Annotated in this window: 20 protein-coding genes; all 20 read right to left on the reverse strand. The window is 40.3% G+C overall.

The window, feature by feature from the left end; translation table 11 throughout:
• Positions 1 to 27 precede the first annotated feature (27 nt).
• On the reverse strand, positions 28 to 801 hold the full coding sequence (gene uppS / locus AC58QM_RS18695; protein ID WP_497286411.1) for an undecaprenyl pyrophosphate synthase: 774 nt from the start codon (positions 799 to 801) through the stop codon (positions 28 to 30).
• A gap of 68 nt (positions 802 to 869) precedes the next feature.
• Positions 870 to 1424, reverse strand: coding sequence for a ribosome recycling factor (frr, locus tag AC58QM_RS18700; protein ID WP_057315673.1), 555 nt, complete (start codon positions 1422 to 1424; stop codon positions 870 to 872).
• 3 nt (positions 1425 to 1427) lie between these two features.
• The gene (gene pyrH / locus AC58QM_RS18705) at positions 1428 to 2153 is read right to left on the reverse strand and encodes a UMP kinase (protein ID WP_310500292.1); all 726 of its coding nucleotides are present in this window, start codon (positions 2151 to 2153) and stop codon (positions 1428 to 1430) included.
• A 91-nt stretch (positions 2154 to 2244) separates the two neighbouring features.
• Positions 2245 to 2895 (reverse strand): translation elongation factor Ts, encoded by a 651-nt coding sequence (gene tsf / locus AC58QM_RS18710; protein WP_173108365.1) that lies wholly within the window; start codon positions 2893 to 2895, stop codon positions 2245 to 2247.
• Positions 2896 to 3011: 116 nt separating this feature from the next.
• Positions 3012 to 3710, reverse strand: a complete 699-nt coding sequence (gene rpsB / locus AC58QM_RS18715; RefSeq protein WP_056625008.1) for a 30S ribosomal protein S2 — start codon at positions 3708 to 3710, stop codon at positions 3012 to 3014.
• A gap of 250 nt (positions 3711 to 3960) precedes the next feature.
• Entirely contained in the window at positions 3961 to 4479 is a 519-nt protein-coding gene (locus AC58QM_RS18720; protein ID WP_497286412.1) for a hypothetical protein, read from the reverse strand.
• Positions 4472 to 5053, reverse strand: a complete 582-nt coding sequence (locus tag AC58QM_RS18725; protein WP_497286413.1) for a hypothetical protein — start codon at positions 5051 to 5053, stop codon at positions 4472 to 4474. The genes AC58QM_RS18720 and AC58QM_RS18725 overlap by 8 nt, the downstream gene beginning before the upstream one ends.
• Positions 5054 to 5078: 25 nt before the next feature.
• The gene (locus AC58QM_RS18730; protein WP_497286414.1) at positions 5079 to 5399 is read right to left on the reverse strand and encodes a hypothetical protein; all 321 of its coding nucleotides are present in this window, start codon (positions 5397 to 5399) and stop codon (positions 5079 to 5081) included.
• A 19-nt stretch (positions 5400 to 5418) separates the two neighbouring features.
• The gene (locus AC58QM_RS18735) at positions 5419 to 6828 is read right to left on the reverse strand and encodes a flagellar assembly protein A (RefSeq protein ID WP_497286415.1); all 1410 of its coding nucleotides are present in this window, start codon (positions 6826 to 6828) and stop codon (positions 5419 to 5421) included.
• A 34-nt stretch (positions 6829 to 6862) separates the two neighbouring features.
• Positions 6863 to 7651, reverse strand: coding sequence for a FliA/WhiG family RNA polymerase sigma factor (locus AC58QM_RS18740; RefSeq protein WP_310500297.1), 789 nt, complete (start codon positions 7649 to 7651; stop codon positions 6863 to 6865).
• 18 nt (positions 7652 to 7669) lie between these two features.
• Positions 7670 to 8101: a hypothetical protein gene (locus AC58QM_RS18745; protein WP_497286416.1), complete on the reverse strand. Its 432-nt coding sequence runs from the start codon at positions 8099 to 8101 to the stop codon at positions 7670 to 7672.
• Positions 8101 to 8595 carry a chemotaxis protein CheD gene (locus tag AC58QM_RS18750; RefSeq protein ID WP_497286417.1) on the reverse strand — a complete coding sequence of 165 codons (495 nt, stop codon included), beginning with the start codon at positions 8593 to 8595 and terminating at the stop codon, positions 8101 to 8103. The genes AC58QM_RS18745 and AC58QM_RS18750 overlap by 1 nt, the downstream gene beginning before the upstream one ends.
• A complete protein-coding gene (locus tag AC58QM_RS18755; protein WP_497286418.1) occupies positions 8592 to 9212 on the reverse strand; it encodes a chemotaxis protein CheC in 621 nt (206 codons plus the stop codon). The genes AC58QM_RS18750 and AC58QM_RS18755 overlap by 4 nt, the downstream gene beginning before the upstream one ends.
• Before the next feature lie 3 nt (positions 9213 to 9215).
• Positions 9216 to 9677 (reverse strand): chemotaxis protein CheW, encoded by a 462-nt coding sequence (locus tag AC58QM_RS18760; protein WP_497286419.1) that lies wholly within the window; start codon positions 9675 to 9677, stop codon positions 9216 to 9218.
• A 27-nt stretch (positions 9678 to 9704) separates the two neighbouring features.
• Positions 9705 to 11774, reverse strand: a complete 2070-nt coding sequence (locus tag AC58QM_RS18765) for a chemotaxis protein CheW (protein ID WP_497286420.1) — start codon at positions 11772 to 11774, stop codon at positions 9705 to 9707.
• A 44-nt stretch (positions 11775 to 11818) separates the two neighbouring features.
• Complete coding sequence (locus AC58QM_RS18770) at positions 11819 to 12943, reverse strand: protein-glutamate methylesterase/protein-glutamine glutaminase (RefSeq protein WP_497286421.1); 1125 nt, start codon at positions 12941 to 12943, stop codon at positions 11819 to 11821.
• A gap of 47 nt (positions 12944 to 12990) precedes the next feature.
• The gene (locus tag AC58QM_RS18775; protein ID WP_497286422.1) at positions 12991 to 13860 is read right to left on the reverse strand and encodes a MinD/ParA family protein; all 870 of its coding nucleotides are present in this window, start codon (positions 13858 to 13860) and stop codon (positions 12991 to 12993) included.
• On the reverse strand, positions 13857 to 15164 hold the full coding sequence (gene flhF, locus AC58QM_RS18780) for a flagellar biosynthesis GTPase FlhF (protein WP_497286423.1): 1308 nt from the start codon (positions 15162 to 15164) through the stop codon (positions 13857 to 13859). Before flhF ends, AC58QM_RS18775 begins: the two co-directional genes overlap by 4 nt.
• Positions 15161 to 17194, reverse strand: a complete 2034-nt coding sequence (flhA, locus tag AC58QM_RS18785) for a flagellar biosynthesis protein FlhA (protein WP_497286424.1) — start codon at positions 17192 to 17194, stop codon at positions 15161 to 15163. Before flhA ends, flhF begins: the two co-directional genes overlap by 4 nt.
• Before the next feature lie 21 nt (positions 17195 to 17215).
• Positions 17216 to 18310: a flagellar biosynthesis protein FlhB gene (flhB, locus tag AC58QM_RS18790; RefSeq protein ID WP_497286425.1), complete on the reverse strand. Its 1095-nt coding sequence runs from the start codon at positions 18308 to 18310 to the stop codon at positions 17216 to 17218.
• Positions 18311 to 18312 lie beyond the last annotated feature (2 nt).

Below are 18312 nucleotides of genomic sequence, written 5' to 3' on the forward strand. Positions count from 1 at the left end.
GTGACAAAACGATTACACAATCAGCTGTTAAATACCACCGTATCTTCTTGCACGACGCTGATATTCAGCAATGGCTTGCATAAATAAGTCCTCTGTGAATTCTGGCCAATAGGCATCTGTAAACCATAATTCCGAATAAGCTAATTGCCAAAGCAAAAAGTTGCTCAGTCGCAATTCTCCACTCGTTCGAATCAACAAATCGGGATCTGGCAAGTCGGAAGTCAACATATATGATGAAAAAATCGATTCATCCAACTCATCCGACTTCAAGTTTCCGTTCTCCAAATCCTTCATCATATCCTGAACGCCTGCGATGATTTCCTTACGTCCGCCATAATTTAAAGCAAAATTCAAAATAAGACCTGTGTTATCTTTCGTCCGCTCGATTGCCCCTTCTATCGCTTTCAGCGTATAGTCAGGTAATCCTTCTTTCCAACCCGTCATGCGAATGCGCACGTTGTTTTGAATTAATTCTTCAATTTCCAAAGGGAAGAACTCTTGTGGCAGCTTCATCAGAAACTCTACTTCATCTTTAGGGCGTTTCCAATTCTCTGTAGAGAAAGCGTACATGGTCAAAACTTTAACCCCAATATCATTGGCTGCCATTGTAATTTTCTTTACGTTCTTCATGCCGGAATGATGTCCTGCTACACGAGGCAAGCCTCTTTGTTTAGCCCAGCGGCCATTTCCATCCATAATAATCGCAACGTGCGCCGGTACTTTGTCCAGCTCTATTTCAGGGGCTGCCGCAGTCACAGTTTTTCGCGTTTGGTTTAACCACTTCTTAAATAGCTTGAGCACAATTGTTCCTCCCAACTAGGGAAAGATGAAAAACCCCCAGCGAATGAATACCCGGGGGCATATCTATCTTATACTTCCATGATTTCTTTTTCTTTAGCAGCCAAAACTTTCTCAACTTCAGCTACGAATTTATCAGTAAATTTCTGAATGTCCTCTTGATGCTTACGGGACTCATCCTCAGAAATGCCTGCTTTCTCAAGCTTTTTAATTTCGTCGTTCGCATCACGGCGAATATTACGAATAGCAATTTTGGCTTCTTCGCCAAACTTTTTCGTCATCTTCACCAAGTCATTACGACGCTCTTCTGTTAATGCAGGAATAACAATACGAATAACAATCCCGTCATTCGATGGTGTTAAACCTAAATCAGATTTCATAATTGCCTTCTCAATAGAAGACATAGAGCTTTTATCCCAAGGTTGAATAAGAAGGGTACGTGAATCTGGTGTTGTTAAATTAGCTAATTGATTAACAGGCGTCATTGCCCCATAGTATTCAACTTGAATACGGTCTAATAATGATGGTGTAGCACGTCCCGCACGAAGGGATGTTAAATCTCTTCTAAGCGCTCCAATCGCTTTGTCCATCCGATCTTCTGCATTCTTCTTCACTGATTGCGGCATGGTTTATACGCTCCCTTTAACTGTAGTCCCGATTTTATCGCCAAGGACCACTCGTTTGATATTCCCTTTTTCCGTGATGTTAAACACAACTAACGGAATATTGTTATCCATACAAAGGGAAGATGCAGTGGAGTCCATGACACCAAGGTTATTACTAATAACTTCCATATAGGTTAACGTTTCGAATTTCTTCGCTGTTGGATCTTTGAATGGATCTGCTGAATAAACGCCATCCACTTTATTTTTAGCCATTAGAATAACTTCAGCTTCAATCTCGGCTGCTCTCAGGGCTGCTGTTGTGTCCGTTGAGAAGTAAGGATTACCTGTCCCCGCGGCGAAAATAACGACTCTACCCTTTTCGAGATGGCGCATAGCTCTCCTACGTATGTAAGGTTCTGCGACTTGTTGCATAGTAATGGAGGACTGAACTCTAGTTGGAACCTCAATGTTTTCCAAAGCATCTTGCAAAGCAAGTGAGTTCATGACCGTTGCTAGCATTCCCATGTAGTCTGCTGTTGCACGATCCATTCCTTTCTCACTACCCGCGATTCCACGCCAAATATTTCCACCGCCAACAACGATAGCTACCTCAACATTTAATTCTACAACATCCTTTACTTGTTGAGCAATGGATGTAATAACTTCTGAATCAATGCCATATCCCTGCTGTCCGGCTAAAGCTTCGCCGCTCAATTTAAGCACTATTCTTTTATAAAAAGGTTGACCCAACTTGTATGACCTCCGTTTCCATGCATAACTTCATGTCTTTAAGGGCTAAAAAAGAAGGAACACCAAGTGTTCCAACTTTTTTGAATGCCTATTATAGTTTAACTTGGGACATAACTTCTTCCGCAAAGTTTTCTTGTTTTTTCTCAAGACCTTCACCAAGTCCGAAACGAACAAAACGACGAATAGTGATGTTCTCTCCGATTGCAGCGACTTTCTCGTTCAACAATTGGTCGATTGTTTTGTCTGGATCTTTAACGAATGCTTGCTCCATTAAGCAGAACTCTTCGTAGTATTTACCAATACGGCCTTCAACCATTTTGTCGATGATTTTCTCTGGTTTACCTTCGTTCAAAGCTTGGTTACGAAGAATTTCTTTTTCTTTTTCCAAAGCTTCTGTTGGTACTTCTTCACGACGAACATACGATGGATTTGCTGCTGCAATGTGCATAGCGATGTCTCTACAGAACGTTCTGAACTGCTCTGTTTTACCTACGAAGTCAGTCTCACAGTTGATCTCAACAAGTACGCCAACTTTACCGCCAGCGTGGATGTAGGATTCTACAGCGCCTTCTGTTGCAATACGTCCAGCTTTGTTAGCTGCAGCAGAAAGACCTTTCTCACGAAGAAGTTCTCCTGCTTTTGTGATATCACCGTTTGCTTCTTCAAGTGCTTTCTTGCAATCTAACATACCTGCACCTGTTTTTTCACGTAACTCTTTTACTTGTGCTGCTGTAACTGCCATTAGAAGAAACCTCCTGTAAATGTTTATTGTTTATATGTAACACTAGTTTATTCTTTAAAAAAAGGGTGGTGACAGGCTGTTACACCTTCCAACCACCCTTTTCACAATGCTATAATTTAAGCTGTTGTTTGCTCGCCTTGGTGTGCTTCGATAACTGCATCAGCAATTTTCGCTGTTAACAATTTAACTGCGCGGATTGCATCATCGTTACCAGGAATCACGTAATCGATTTCGTCTGGATCACAGTTTGTATCTACGATACCAACGATTGGGATACCCAATTTACGAGCTTCTGCTACAGCAATACGCTCTTTACGAGGATCGATAATGAAAAGTGCACTTGGCAAACCTTTCATGTTCTTGATTCCGCCTAGGAATTTCTCAAGACGCTCTTTCTCTTTGCGAAGAATGATAACTTCTTTCTTAGGTAGAACTTCGAAAGTGCCATCCTCTTCCCATCTTTCAAGAGTTTTCAAGCGATCGATACGTTTTTGAATAGTTTGGAAGTTAGTTAATGTACCACCCAACCAACGTTGGTTAATGAAGTACATGCCACAACGTTCTGCTTCTTCAGCAACGGAATCTTGTGCTTGTTTTTTAGTTCCTACGAAAAGGATTGTACCATTGTCTTCGGATACGGATTTAACAAAGTTGTAAGCTTCCTCAACTTTTTTAACCGTTTTTTGAAGATCGATGATGTAAATACCGTTTCTTTCAGTAAAAATGTACTTGTCCATTTTCGGGTTCCAACGACGTGTTTGGTGACCGAAATGTACGCCAGCTTCTAAAAGCTGTTTCATGGAGATAACTGCCATCCCCAATCCCTCCTCTTAAATGGTTTATTTGGTATCCGCCGCCCCTCGCATCTTTGCATAAAACCTACCGAAGTAAGCACCATTATGCAAATTGACGGGCGTGAGTTTTTAACACCGTGAATAAATATACCACAACTGAAAACAAGGTGCAACCTTTAATCCTGAAGTTCATTCTTCCCTAGAATTGGCAAGTTTATGTGGCTGAAAACAAAAAAAGATCTTCAGTAAAAAGATCCTTTTGCCACATAACTTATTGAGCAGTAATCAGATTTGTTACAAGCGCCTGCATGTCCAAATTACCAACAAACTCATGGAAGCCTACTTGAATCTTGCTGTTGCCACCTTGCTTATTAAGCTCTGCAATGAATGCCTTGCGATCTGTAATTATACCTGAGCGAAACATTAATTCAGCTACGGCTGTTGCATCCAAGTTAGGCTGAACATAAAGAATAATTTTTGATGAAACAGGAGGTTGCGAAGCACTAGGCTGATCTTGCGGCTTTGCAGCTGCTAGCTTGTCTGCTTCTTCTTTGAGTTTCTTCTGAATAGCGTCATCTAATTCCGCTTGGGTATACAACTTTATATTTTTCTCATGCACTTGATAATATTTCGAGGCTTCCACCTTCAGCTTCTGAGGATCCATCTCCTCCAAAGAGATACCACCAGACTGACTCGGACTGCTTGGACGAACCAACATAACTTGAAGAAGAATAGCACCTACAATAATACCAATTCCAATACCTGAAACTAACGTTCTATTCTTAAGCACGAGTCCGTTCCTCCTGTCTCGAAAGCTGCAGGATCAAACTGACCTCGCCTTTATTCATATTGAGTTTCTTGGCAATAGCTTCTACACTTTTCCCTTGATCATGCAAGGTAAATAATTCAGTATATCGACTTTTCATGCTTAAACCTTTATAAACGACTTCCTCGGGCATTTCTTCAGGAACGATAGTTTGAACTTCAGTTGAAGTAGGAATCTGGTAATCTGGCTTATTAAAAGAAGTTAACAACTCATCTGCCGTCATTGTTGGTTTCTGATTAACATGAAGCGTTGTGAGCTCTTTGGACAACTCATGTTTTTGTCTCTCCAAGGTTTCCAGGCGCCCTGCCAATTTAGCAAGCTCAACTTCATAGTCCTGTTTTGTTTTTGAAAATAAATCAAGCATGGTTTGATTTTGTTCTTCCATTTCAGCTGCAAAGTGTTCGATTGTATCTTCGATTTCTTGAACAACCGTAGCTTTTGCAGTGGAAGCCGTCGTTTGATCCTTCGGAATAAATCTTGCATAAACAATCAGTACAAGACCTAGAAGAATGACATATAACACCGGCTGCATAGCCATAAGGTTCACCTTTTTCTATAGCAAGTTAGAGAGACAAGTCGATACGATGACCTTTATAAGGATGAATAGGCTCGTGTTCCGCATCCTTGGATAGACTCTCTAATGGCCTTCTTGTCTTACTTTTACCTATTTGCGCTTTCTTCTGTTCACGACGATCCTTAATATCAGCACGTCCACTCTCTTCGAGTTTGCTAGTACGCCCTCGATCACGTTCCGTTGATTGGGTGGCTTGATTTTCTAAAATCGTCTCATCCTGCCGCGGCTTCTGCATCAATTGATTTTGCTTAATACCAGCCTCATCATTTTTGTGTACAGCGAATTGTAAATCGATGGCATTAAAACTCATCGTTTACTCCCTCCTTCACTTACACGTTTGGACTCATAGAAATATCGCCATCGCTCAAACGGAATATCACTCGGTTCGTAGGATCCTTAATAAATTTCGTATAACGTCCAATTACAATTTTGGTACCACCATATATGGTAGAAACAACTTGAACCTTGGCATTTTCAGAATCCTCAAGAGATTTCTCAATTTCTAAAATGCGATCCTTCAATGTTATTTGTTCGTCCAAAGCTTGCTTCTTTGTGTTATTAAGTTTAATACGCATAGCAAGCTTATCAGGACTTAACTGACCTGCTGCAGCCAATTGATCCAATAAAGAAAGCGCTTTACCCGTTTTCTCCATGTTTTCACCCAATGCCTTGAGGTTATTACGTAAATAAATCATTTCGTTTCGTAGTTCAGGCAGCACACCCACCTCAATAACTGTGCTCGTTGACATGGAATTACCAATGGTTCTAGCCGTCACTCGTTCGCCCGCTTGAATAGTCCCACCTACAATTAACCCCTTTGCCCCAACACAATTCACGCATTTACCTGCTCTCACTGTCGAGTGCATAATACTTTGTGAAACGTTCAAATCACCTGAAACTTCAATCGTTGCGTCTTGGATGAAAGAACCTTTTACATTTTTTCCAGCTTTGATGAATGCTTTATTCTGTCCAACAATACCTGCCGAAATCTCAATCGAACCTTCTGCTTCCAACTCCGCGGCTTCAACACCACCTGTCACACGGATATCGCCAGCCGCACGAATTTTGAATCCTGGCAGCACATTGCCTCTTACAACAACTGTACCAATAAAATCGATGTTACCAATATTATAATCAACATCCCCATTGATTTCGTAAACAGGGAACACATTAATTTTGTCTCGGTCGGTTTTCACCACCATACCATCAATCGTCGCGTAAAGCCCCAATTGCTCAGCATCCATGACAACATTCTTGCCAACTTTAAATCTTGCTTCTTTTCCCGCTTTGGCAAAAAGCGTTTCCCCAGTGACAGCACGTCCAGGTGAACCCGCTGTTGCTGTATAACGTTGTCCAATCAATTGACCTTTTTTTACGTTATGAATCGCTACGACTTCTTTATAATTGACCCGGCCGTCTTCCAGCTCCATAGGTTTTTTTTCGTTGTCATCAAAGTCAAATGTTAACTTAATATAGCCATTTTGACCTTCAACCGGTTTCGTTCCCGATGCAATTAATGTCTTCTTTAAAGAGAAGGATTTTGGGTTAGCAGCAATTTCAGCAAGCACAACCTGATTAACACCATGAATAACACGATTTTTTTGAACAATGTCTAATAATTGGCCGACTGAGACTTTAAACGAATCTTCTGTATTACTTAAGGAGAGATGAGCGGATAGTTTGTCATCAGACACCGTAATACTAATGAAGAAATCCAAAGGCATGTTCCCTTCACTCACGGACATACCACCTTTCCATGCATTCAGATTAAGTTTAATTATTTTGAAAAAGTTGATTCTTAAATCGCCCAAGCACACCTTTAAGTCTTAAGATGGCTTTTGAATGTAGTTGAGAAATACGGGATGGTGACAAACACATAACTTCTGCAATTTCACTTAACGATAATTCTTCAAAATAAAATAATGAGACAACGGTTCGTTCTTTTTCTGTCAATCTGTCTATTGCTTTCGCCAATGATTCCTTCAGGTAAAACTCATTGACTTGTGCTTCTGGATTCTTGGCTTTCTCATCAACAATGAGAGATAATCTAGTTTCCGATTCTTCTTCTCGAATGGGATCATCAATCGAACAAATCGTTGTGATGGAAATATCCTGAAGCATTTGCTGAAAATCCTGTTCACTGATTTCCAAATAAGAGCTGATCTCGCTGTCTGTAACCGATCGAAGATGTTGCTGTTCGAGCTTTTGATAGGCTTCTTCTACCTTCTTAGCCTTTTCTCTCACAGATCTTGGAACCCAATCACCTTGACGTAAACCATCAATTATTGATCCGCGAATTCTCCATGAAGCATAGGTTTCAAATTGTAACCCACGTGCATAATCAAACTTCTCAATGGCATCAATCAATCCCATAGCCCCAAAACTGGATAAGTCGTCTTTGGAAACACTTTTAGGAAGGCCGATAGCTAATCTACCTGAAACATACTCGACTAATGGTAAATAGTTCTCAATTAGTTCTTGTCTCGCTGCTACAAGGCCTTGTTCCTTCCACTGTTTCCACAATTCAATATTCGCTAGCTGAACTTGCTTTTGATCAATCATGATTTCTGATTCACATCCTTAATCTTCAGACATTCGCCTCAAGGCACCCGCCAGTTGTTCAGGGTCCAGATTATTCTTGGTGACTAGCTTAGGTGGATTCAATGGTGAAAATTGCATCTCAAAAGAATGTTCATCTTTGGAAATATTCGCGTGGTTCGACTTCATTAGTTGACGTGTTTCCTCATCCTCATCGGGTGTAAGTAGATCTAAATTTTGACCAACTGCGGATGAGGAATTGTCGGTTGATGCGTTCTCAAGTGATGAAACAGATCCAATCAATAACCCTAAGACCCATCTAAATCCGAAAGTTACAACAAATAATATGAGAAAACTATACCCGCTTTTAATGCAGGATGATAGAAATAAATTATTAGTGATCGATAGAACAAATGTAAAAATACCAGCTAATAGGGCGACAACGAAATTTATTCGTATAGTTCCAATCATCATTAAATTTCCTTTACTCCTAATTGAACACTTCGGATTAGTAGAATCCCCGTCGCACTAAAAAACTCAATTGTGCGGCCATAATTAGCTCCTGTATCCTCAGCCAGAATGGGAATTTTGTAACGATTCAACATTTCTTTACAAGATTCTACATTCCGCGGCCCGATTCTCATCGTATCATTATTTCCAGCAAATGCAAACATTTGAGCGCCGCCAGCTAGCTTTGCTTCTAGTTTGCTTATGCTTGCTCCTAGCTTTTCCATTCTTGTGATAAGCTCAGGAATTGCCGTATCTGCATACTTAGCAAAGTTCAACGAACCTTCTCTTGCTATTTCGGAGGACGGCAGCATGACATGTGCCATACCTGCCACTTTGGATCGGCTGTCATATAGAGTTACCCCTACACATGAACCTAAACCTGTTGTCTTCAAAACACCCGTTTGATGAGCAACATTCAAGTCAGCCATTCCTACTTTAATTAAGTGTTCTAGCGTCATGGAGAGACTACCCCTAATGCCGAAAAGATTTTACCAAACGATTCCGGATCAGGGATTAAGAAAAAGTGCCCTTGCACTTCATTGTCCCCTTCCAAGAATTTAGTTTCAATGAGGAGAGCCTGGTCCCCCATTTGACCAAATTGCAATAAACCATAGCTTAATATTGCACCAGCCATGTCGATCGCCAGCGCTGGAACCGTCGGCTGCATATTTAAATTCGTAAAGTCAGCAAGTGAGGATAAATAAGAGCCAGCAAGTATATTTCCAATCTCATTCAGTGCTGATAATTCTAACTCGGAATACTCTTCTTGATCTGATATGGATAAACCAACCAAATCGTGAAGCATATTTTTAGCAGCGTCTAAATCCAGAATGAAGAACATGTTGCCGGGAGCATCTCCTTCTACACGCAAGAAGATCGCTAATACGACAGTCTCGGCTCCACCGACACTTTCGCAAATTTCTTCGAAAGGCAGCATTCTTACTTTGGGAACCAACATATCAATCGGCTTATTCATTAAGGTAGAAAGCGCAGTTGCAGCATGCCCCGCGCCAATATTCCCTACTTCCTTAAGCACATCTAATTGGAAATCCTCTAATTGGCTGAAAACGTCCACGAGTTATTCCTCAAATCTTTCTAGCTGCTGAATTTCACTACGATTCAATACTTGCTCAAGGTTAAGTAGAACTAGCAATCTGTTATCGCCAACTCGTGCAATACCATCTAAGTATTTCGCTTTAATTCCACCAACAACTTCTGGCGGTGTATTAATATTGTCTGTATCGACATCGATTACGTCATTCGCGGAGTCAACAATCAACCCTACTTCGAATTCAGCTGCAGACACGATAATGATACGAGTTGCATCTGTGCTAGTTACCTCTTCAAGTCCAAATCTAGCACGTAGATCAATAATTGGAATAACTATCCCACGCAAGTTAATCACACCTTTAATAAATTCCGGTGCTTTCGGTACACGAGTCATTGGCTGCATTCTTTCAATCGTTCTTACCTTTTCTACTTCAACACCATACTCTTCCGATCCAAGTGCGAAGACAATTACCTTTTTTTCTTCTCCCATTTTGAAACCCTCCTTATCGAATATGGTTTATTTAATCAATGCATTAGGGTCGATGATCAATGCTACTTGTCCATCCCCAAGAATGGTTGCTCCTGAAATTGCGAATATCCCTGTTAGGTATTTACCTAGTGTTTTTAATACGATTTCTTGCTGGCCAATAAATTCATCCACCATCAGTGCTACTTGTTTATCGCCCTTACGAACAACGACGATTTCTGTTTCTTCTTCCAAATCCTCATTGAAATCAGGAACCTGGAATAAGGAACTTACGGACACCAATGGAATCACTGTTTTACGGTAATCAATCATTTTAGTACCTTGAATGTTACGAATCTGCGATTTTTGAATAGCTGAAGTTTCAACAATGGAAGACAACGGAATCGCATATTTCTCACTACCCAAACGTACTAGCATTGCAGAAATAATAGATAGCGTTAATGGCAATTGTACAGAGAATTTGCTTCCAAAGCCTGGCTTCGAATCTACTTGAACATGTCCGCCTAACATCTGAATTTTCGTTTTAACAACGTCAAGACCAACGCCACGACCAGAAATATCAGAGATCTTCTCAGCTGTACTGAAACCAGATGCGAATAACAAATTGTACACTTCATGATCCGAAAGCTTTGCAGCTTGTTCGGCAGTAACGAGACCGTTCTTCAATGCGGTTTTCAAAACTTTTTCACGATAAATCCCTTTACCATCTTCTTCGATCTCAATAAAGACATGGTTACCACTGTGGAAGGCACGAAGTTGAATCGTTCCTTGTTCTGGTTTTCCAACGGCCACACGCTCACTGATGGATTCGATCCCATGATCGACAGCATTACGCAATAAATGAACTAACGGATCACCAATTTCATCAATAACCGTACGGTCGAGTTCGGTATCAGCTCCAGTAATCACAAGATCCACTTTTTTGTCCAAAGATTTAGCTAAATCTCTGATCATACGCGGGAATCTATTAAATACGGAATCTACAGGAACCATGCGGAGCTTCAAGACGATATTTTGCAAATCACTGCTTACACGTGACATATGTTCAACGGTTTCTGTTAGATCATTTCGTTTTACTTCACTTGCTAGCTGCTCTAGACGAACTCGATCAATCAGGAGCTCACTAAAAAGATTCATCAAGGTGTCCAGACGCTCAATATCTACACGAATCGTCCTACTCGCTACAGGAGCTCCACCAGCAGCTGGTTTAGCTGCAGCCGTTGCAACAGGTTCTGAGGGTTTGATATCTACTGTATTCGGCGTAGGCAAGGTGGCCGCAACAGCTGCTGCAATTTCTTGATGCGCTGTTTCGATTTCTGCAATCGGTCTTGATAATTCAGCAAGAGATTCCGTATCTACTGTAATAATCACACAAGATGCAATCTCAGATACATTTAAAATCTCTTTCTCTAGCGTTGCTTGATCAACTTTTGAAATAAAGTAAAGCGAGAATGAGTGATCGAACTTCTCTTGCTCAATTTCTTGCACGGTTGGCGTCGATTTAATAATCTCGCCCATTTTTTCCATAGCATCGAATACCATGTAAGCACGAGCAGCTTTTAAAACACAATTTTCATTAACATTAACTTCTATGTAAAAAACTAGAAAACCAGATTCAATCGATTGTTGAAGAATCGAATATTGAAATTCATCCACTTCAATACCCTTCGCTGGTTCTTTGACAATAACTGCTGAGGAAGGTACTACCTCTTTTTTGTAGTCACCTGTCACGATGGATCGCAAGGAAACAACGATAGGACTTACGTCTGCTTTACCTGTCCCACCTTGAATGATATCCTCCACCATGGATTCCAAAGAGTCTAAGCTTTTAAAAATACAATCAAATATGTATGAGTCCATTTCAATTTTGTTATTACGTACAAGATCAAGCACATTTTCCATCTCATGAGTAAGTGCTGCGATGTCCTCAAAGCCCATTGTTGCAGACATCCCTTTTAACGTATGAGCTGAACGAAAAATATTATGTACGATACTTATGTCTTTCGGATTGCTTTCTAAATTTAAAAGATTTTCATTTAATGATTGCAAATGCTCTTTTGATTCATCGATAAACATCGATAGATATTGACTAAGTTCCACTACTACACACCTCCAATAGAATCATCCAGTACCCAATAATTGTTTTAGTTCATTTCATTCTGTACACACTTAGATAAACGAGTTGCAATATCTTGTTGAGGTAACACATACATTGCAGCTTGGTTCTCTACAGCCGCTCTAGGCATTCCATACACGACGCAAGTTTCTTCGGATTCGGCAATTGTTGTTGCCGCACCAGATTCCTTCAGAGCAAGCATCCCTTTGGCCCCATCACTACCCATTCCCGTCATCAAAACGACATGTCGCTTTAATTCACTCATGTTTAGTAAGGATTCAAACATCACATCTACTGATGGTCGATGACCAGAAACAGGCTCTTCTTTGGTTAATCTAAGTTTGTAGGTGCGATTTGGTTCTTTGTAGACTACCATATGCCATCCACCAGGTGCTACGTAAGCTGTAGCTGTTTGGAGGACTTCGCCATCCGCGGCTTCAACAACCCTAATTTGAGAAATATCATTCAACCTTTGAGCGAGTGATTTAGTAAAGTTAGGTGGCATATGTTGAACAATTAAGATTGGAGCTGGAAATCCTGCAGGAATATTGGAGATGACTTGATGTAAAGCACGCGGTCCACCAGTAGAAGTGCCAATAGCAACTACATGATTAAATTGTGTTGAACTTGAGCTTGCCGTGACAAACGAATCTGATTGATTTAGAGATTCTTTAATCATCTTTGATCTCATTGACAAAGGATTCACATTTGCGAGTGGCGTCTGCACACGACTTGGCAGAGTGACATTCATTCTAGAACGGACAGCCACTTGCAGTTTTTCTTGCAACAATAACTTAACTTTATACAAATCCAGAGAAATGGATCCCGATGGCTTTCGAATAAAGTCAACTGCACCCAATTCCAAGGCCCTAATCGTTTCAAGCGCGCCCTCTTGTGTTAAAGAGCTTAACATGATAACAGGAGTAGGTTGCTCTTCCATGATGTGTTTAAGCGCATCCAATCCGTTCATGACAGGCATTTCTATATCCATTGTCACAGCATCAGGTCGAAGCAGCTTAACTTGTTCAATGGCTTCCTGACCATTTTTAGCAGTACCTATGACTTTGAATTGCGGATGTTCGGAAATTAAATCACTAACAATTTTTCGCATAAAGACGGAGTCATCTACGACAAGAATGTTATATATTGCCAAGCTGCATCACTCCTCTATCTGCTTATTCGACATAATTTTCAAAATTCCTATTTTAAAAGTTTCAACATTTTATTTAAAAAGCTCTTGACACCGATAGAAGGTGTTTCGATTTGGCGATATCCTTTAATGTAATTATCTGTAAGTGTTTTGAGGCTTGTGGTTGCATTAGAATTAGGGAAAGCAATTGTAAAAGGGATTTGTCTCTTCACTGCTTTGGAAACCACCGGATCATCATCTACAAAGCCTAACGTTGGAATTTGAATATTTAAGAACTGCTTGGCTACTAAAGAGATCTTATCCGCTGTTTGCTTGCCTTCTTTTGCATCTGTGACTCGGTTAATTACCAATTTAAAAGATACATGATGTCCCATCGAGTTAACCATCTTAATGATTGCGTAAGCATCCGTGATGGATGTTGGCTCAGGCGTTGTAACAACAATGGCTTCTTCCGCCGCAAGTATGAACTTCAGCGTTTCTTTGGAAAGCCCCGCACCCGTATCGAAAATGATGAAGTCAACATAACCATTCAATTGCATAACTTGCTCAGCAAAATAATTTAACTCTTCTTCACTTAAGCGTAATAAGTCATTAAATCCAGAGCCACCGGCAATAAATTCTATGTCATTAGATCCCTTTTGGATGATTTCCCATATCGTCTTTTCTTTCTTCAGCAAATGATACAAGCTATAAGTTGAAGATACACCCATTAATACATCAATGTTCGCGAGTCCAATGTCTGCATCGAATACAAGTACCTTAAACCCTAAAGACTGCAGACGTAAAGCGAAGTTTAGCGTAAAATTGGATTTACCAACCCCACCTTTTCCACTGGTCACGGTAATGATTCTGGTTGTCCTTGTGCCTTTATCGCCCTGTGTCTGAACCAAGTTCCGTAACCCTTCTGCTTGATCCTTCATGTTCTAGGTTCCTCCAATAACAAATCAATGATTTGCCACTCGTTCATTTCCGCAATATCATCGGGTACACTTTGCCCTGTTGTCACATACGAAAGTTTTAGAGAAAACTCATGAACAACATTTAAGATAGCTCCATAAGAATCCGTTTCGTCCATTTTAGTAAACAGCACTTTATCCAATTTGAATTTACTGAAATTATTCGTTATAGCACGTAAATCACGATATTTAGTCGTTAAACTTAAAACTAGAATAGTTTCACTATTCCCTTGTGTTTTGAGTAATGCATTCAATTCTGAAACATACATTTCGTTCCGGAAATTACGCCCTGCTGTATCCATGAAAATGATGTCGCATTCTGATAGATTCTGAAATGCTTTCGTCAAATCCTGCGGGGAAAACACAACCTCAAGTGGTACATTTAATATAGTTGCATAAGTTTTCAACTGTTCAATTGCGGCAATTCGGTACGTATCTGAAGTAATAAACCCCACTTTGCGTTGATACTTCAATACTTGCTCTGCAGCTAGTTTCGCAATTGTTGTTGTTTTACCTACGCCTGTCGGTCCAACGAAATGAACAACACGCGTTTGTGCGGAAATATGTTTACTTTGATCTGTTTGAAAGATCTCACCTAGTTTCAAACGTACAAGCTGGTGGGCTGATTCTTCTGTAACAGGTTCATCAGCAAGTTGAAAGTCTGCCATAACTTCTTCCATAATTTGACGAACTAGATCTGGGTTCACTTCTTGGTCGTATAACCTTTGTTCTAACTTTTGTAAGGCTTCTGGAAGCTTTCCTTCATCTGTCACTGCCGTAAGCTTCTTCATCATTTCTTTCATTTGTTTCAGTTCATCCATTAATTGCTCATCTTTCACAGAAGTTCTTACTGATGAATGTATAGATGAAGGTGAGTAAGCTTGGTGTTGCGCGGGAATCATCACTTTCTCTGGAGCAGGTACAGGATTCATTGCAACTGGTTCATTCTTTAATGATATTGGAGCTAACACATCAGGTACATCTGGGAAATCAGATTGATGCATACTATTTTTGTTCTGAGCCACTGGATTGTTTACTTTGGATTGAGCTAACGGCTGTGGTGCCACTCGTTGTGGAGCAGGTGTAGGTTTCGGATTTGCTGCATCAATAGCCGCGATCACTTCAATCTTTTTCTTACCAAACATACCAAGAAAACCGCCTGTACGAATTTCCTTGGTATTTAGGATTACAGCATCTTTGCCAAGATCCGTACGAATCTTTTGTAAAGCGTCTGGCATGGAATCGACAACATATCTTTTTACTCTCATAAATTGACTACCCCCATGCTTTGAATTTCGACGCTCGGCTCTAATTCACTATATGAAAGAACAGGTATATCTTGTAGCGTTCTCTCTAAAAGCTGTCTTACGTACATCCGAATGGTTGGTGATGTTAAAATGACTGGCTGTTGCCCCGATTGAATTAATTTCGTAACTTGTTCCGTCACACGATGATAAATAATTTGCGAGGAAGAAGGATCTAATGCCAAGTAACTTCCTTGATCGGATTGCTGCACAGACTCTGCAATTTTCTTCTCAACAGATGGTCCAACTGTAATAACTTTCAATGAATCGCCTTGTGAAGTAAACTGTTGCGTAATTTGACGTGACAGTGACTGCCTCACGTATTCGGTAAGAATCTCTGGATCTTTCGTATACGTACCGTAATCCGCGAGTGTTTCTAGAATTGTGACCAAGTCACGAACAGATATTTTCTCTCGGAGAAGCTTAGCTAACACTTTCTGAATATCTCCAACTGTTAGCACGGATGGAATGAGATCATCAACAAGTGCAGGAAACGATTCTCTAACATTGTCGACAAGTGCTTTCGTCTCTTGACGACCCAAGAGTTCATGGATGTGTTTCTTGATGATTTCCGTTAAATGCGTTGCTACAACAGAAGGTGGATCCACTACTGTGTAGCCAGAAAGTTCAGCTTTCTCTTTATTCATTTCATCAATCCAAATCGCTGGTAGACCAAAAGCTGGCTCCGTCGTTTCAATTCCTGAAATGGAATCATCATCAAAACCAGGACTCATAGCTAGATAGTGATTTAAAAGTAGTTCGCCACGGGAAACTGTATTGCCTTTAATTTTGATGATATACTCATTTGGTCTTAATTGGATGTTATCTCGAATTCGAATAACTGGAACAACAACCCCTAGCTCTAAAGCACATTGACGACGTATTAAAATAATACGATCTAATAAATCGCCACCCTGTTGTGTATCTGCTAGTGGGATTAGTCCATACCCAAACTCAAATTCAATCGGATCGACTTGAAGTAAGGATATGACGCTCTCAGGACTCCGAACTTCCTCAATCTGTTGTTCTTCAACCAATTGTTCTTCTTTAATGGCTTCACGTTCCAAATTCTTTTGCATTTTGAAACCAGCATAAACTAGTAAAGCCGCGATCGGATACGTTGTAAACCAATGAATAGGTGTAAATGTACCTAGTACAACCAGTGTACCTGCAACAATGAACAACAGCTTTGGCTGAGCCGTTAACTGTTTTGTTATATCATGACCTAAGTTTCCTTCAGAAGATGCTCGAGTTACAATAATACCCGCTGCAGTAGAAATAAGAAGCGCTGGGATCTGACTTACCAATCCATCACCAATCGTTAGTATCGAGAACGTGTGCAGAGCCTCTGCGAAATCCATTCCCTTCATGGTCATCCCAATAATAAAGCCACCAATTAAATTGATAACGAGGATGATGATACCAGCAATCGCATCACCTTTTACAAATTTACTGGCACCATCCATGGCACCATAGAAATCTGCTTCGCGTTCAATTTTTTGACGTCTTTCTCTTGCTTGCACTTCATTAATCATACCCGCATTCAAATCAGCATCAATACTCATCTGTTTACCTGGCATTGCATCCAATGTAAATCTAGCTGCTACCTCGGCCACGCGCTCAGAACCTTTGGTAATAACAATAAATTGAACCAAGACAAGGATGAGAAACACGACGAATCCCACAACGATATTGCCCTGGGCTACGAATGAACCAAAAGTTCTGACCACGTCGCCTGCTTCAGCATGTGCTAAGATATTACGAGTTGTTGACACGTTTAATGCCAATCGAAACAGAGTTGTAATCAGTAGCAAAGATGGGAAAATAGAGAACTGAAGCGCTTCTTGCGTATTCATGGCGACCAAGATAATCATTAATGCGATTGAAATATTAATAATAAGTAAAAAGTCCAGCAAAGGGATAGGAATCGGTACAATCATCATCAACACGATGCCAATAATACCGAGTAGAACTAATAAATCTTTGATTTTCATCAGATTGCACCTCCCTCTACATTAATTCGTCTTACCCTTCATCTTATATACATACGCTAGTACTTCTGCTACAGCTTGGAATAAATCTGCTGGAATCGCATCGCCAATTTCCACCTGTGCAAAAATCGCTCGAGCAAGCGGTTTATTTTCCATTGTCATGACGCCATTCTGTTTGGCGATTTCTTTAATTTTCAAGGCAACATAGTCTGCACCTTTTGCAATTACAGTCGGAGCCTGCATATTATTGGCATCGTACTTCAAAGCAACCGCGAAGTGAGTTGGGTTAGTTATGATGACATCGGCTTTTGGAACTTCCTGCATCATTCGTTGCATAGCCATCTGACGTTGCTTGGCACGGATCTTCCCTTTGATGAGAGGATCTCCTTCACTTTTCTTATACTCATCTTTAATATCTTGTTTGGACATTCGGAGACTTTTCTCATGTTCGAATCTTTGATAAATGAAATCAAAAATGGCTAAAACGATAAGAATGACTCCGATTTTAATGCCTAAGCTTAAAGTGATTGAAGCAATGAAAGAAAATGTGTTCTCCAGGGGCGCATGACCTAACCCTAGCAGCCTTGCTTTATGTCCTATCAAAGTCGTATAGACCGCGAAGCCGATAATCAACATTTTCAACGTCGACTTCACAAATTCCATAATCGTTCGCATCGAAAAAATTCGTTTAAAACCACTAATAGGATTAATCTTGTCAAACTTCATCATCAATGGCTCACCAATAAACATAAAACCGAATTGAGCATAATTAGCTATAATAGCAATAAGCACAACTAAAATAAAGATTGGTGCCACAATAATCAAGCTTTGTACGGTCAAATCCATAAATAACACTTGTACATTCCCCATGGTTATATCCATTACGAGTTGGTTCTCATATACATTCCGAAAGATATGAAGAAGTTTACCTTTCATAAACGAACCAAACATGAGAAATGCCACGAATGAAAAAAGCAAAATGGAAGCCGCGGGCAAGTCCATACTTTTGGCAACTTGACCCTTTTTTCTGGCATCCTGTCTTTTTTTAGCAGTAGCAGGCTCCGTTTTATCCCCAGCAAACCATTGTAAATCAAGCTGTATACGAAGTTGTTGGGTCACGG

This window comes from Paenibacillus sp. J22P165 (assembly GCF_059692015.1).

Excerpts from the sequence above, each read along its gene's own strand:
- AC58QM_RS18725 (WP_497286413.1), bottom strand. The coding sequence starts at position 5,053 with ATGGCTATGCAGCCGGTGTTATATGTCATTCTTCTAGGTCTTGTACTG.
- AC58QM_RS18775 (WP_497286422.1), bottom strand. The coding sequence starts at position 13,860 with ATGAAGGATCAAGCAGAAGGGTTACGGAACTTGGTTCAGACACAGGGC.
- flhF (WP_497286423.1), bottom strand. The coding sequence starts at position 15,164 with ATGAGAGTAAAAAGATATGTTGTCGATTCCATGCCAGACGCTTTACAA.
- AC58QM_RS18750 (WP_497286417.1), bottom strand. The coding sequence starts at position 8,595 with ATGACGCTAGAACACTTAATTAAAGTAGGAATGGCTGACTTGAATGTT.
- AC58QM_RS18760 (WP_497286419.1), bottom strand. The coding sequence starts at position 9,677 with ATGGGAGAAGAAAAAAAGGTAATTGTCTTCGCACTTGGATCGGAAGAG.
- AC58QM_RS18745 (WP_497286416.1), bottom strand. The coding sequence starts at position 8,101 with ATGATGATTGGAACTATACGAATAAATTTCGTTGTCGCCCTATTAGCT.
- AC58QM_RS18740 (WP_310500297.1), bottom strand. The coding sequence starts at position 7,651 with ATGATTGATCAAAAGCAAGTTCAGCTAGCGAATATTGAATTGTGGAAA.
- frr (WP_057315673.1), bottom strand. The coding sequence starts at position 1,424 with ATGCCGCAATCAGTGAAGAAGAATGCAGAAGATCGGATGGACAAAGCG.
- rpsB (WP_056625008.1), bottom strand. The coding sequence starts at position 3,710 with ATGGCAGTTATCTCCATGAAACAGCTTTTAGAAGCTGGCGTACATTTC.
- AC58QM_RS18730 (WP_497286414.1), bottom strand. The coding sequence starts at position 5,399 with ATGAGTTTTAATGCCATCGATTTACAATTCGCTGTACACAAAAATGAT.
- tsf (WP_173108365.1), bottom strand. The coding sequence starts at position 2,895 with ATGGCAGTTACAGCAGCACAAGTAAAAGAGTTACGTGAAAAAACAGGT.
- flhA (WP_497286424.1), bottom strand. The coding sequence starts at position 17,194 with ATGAAAATCAAAGATTTATTAGTTCTACTCGGTATTATTGGCATCGTG.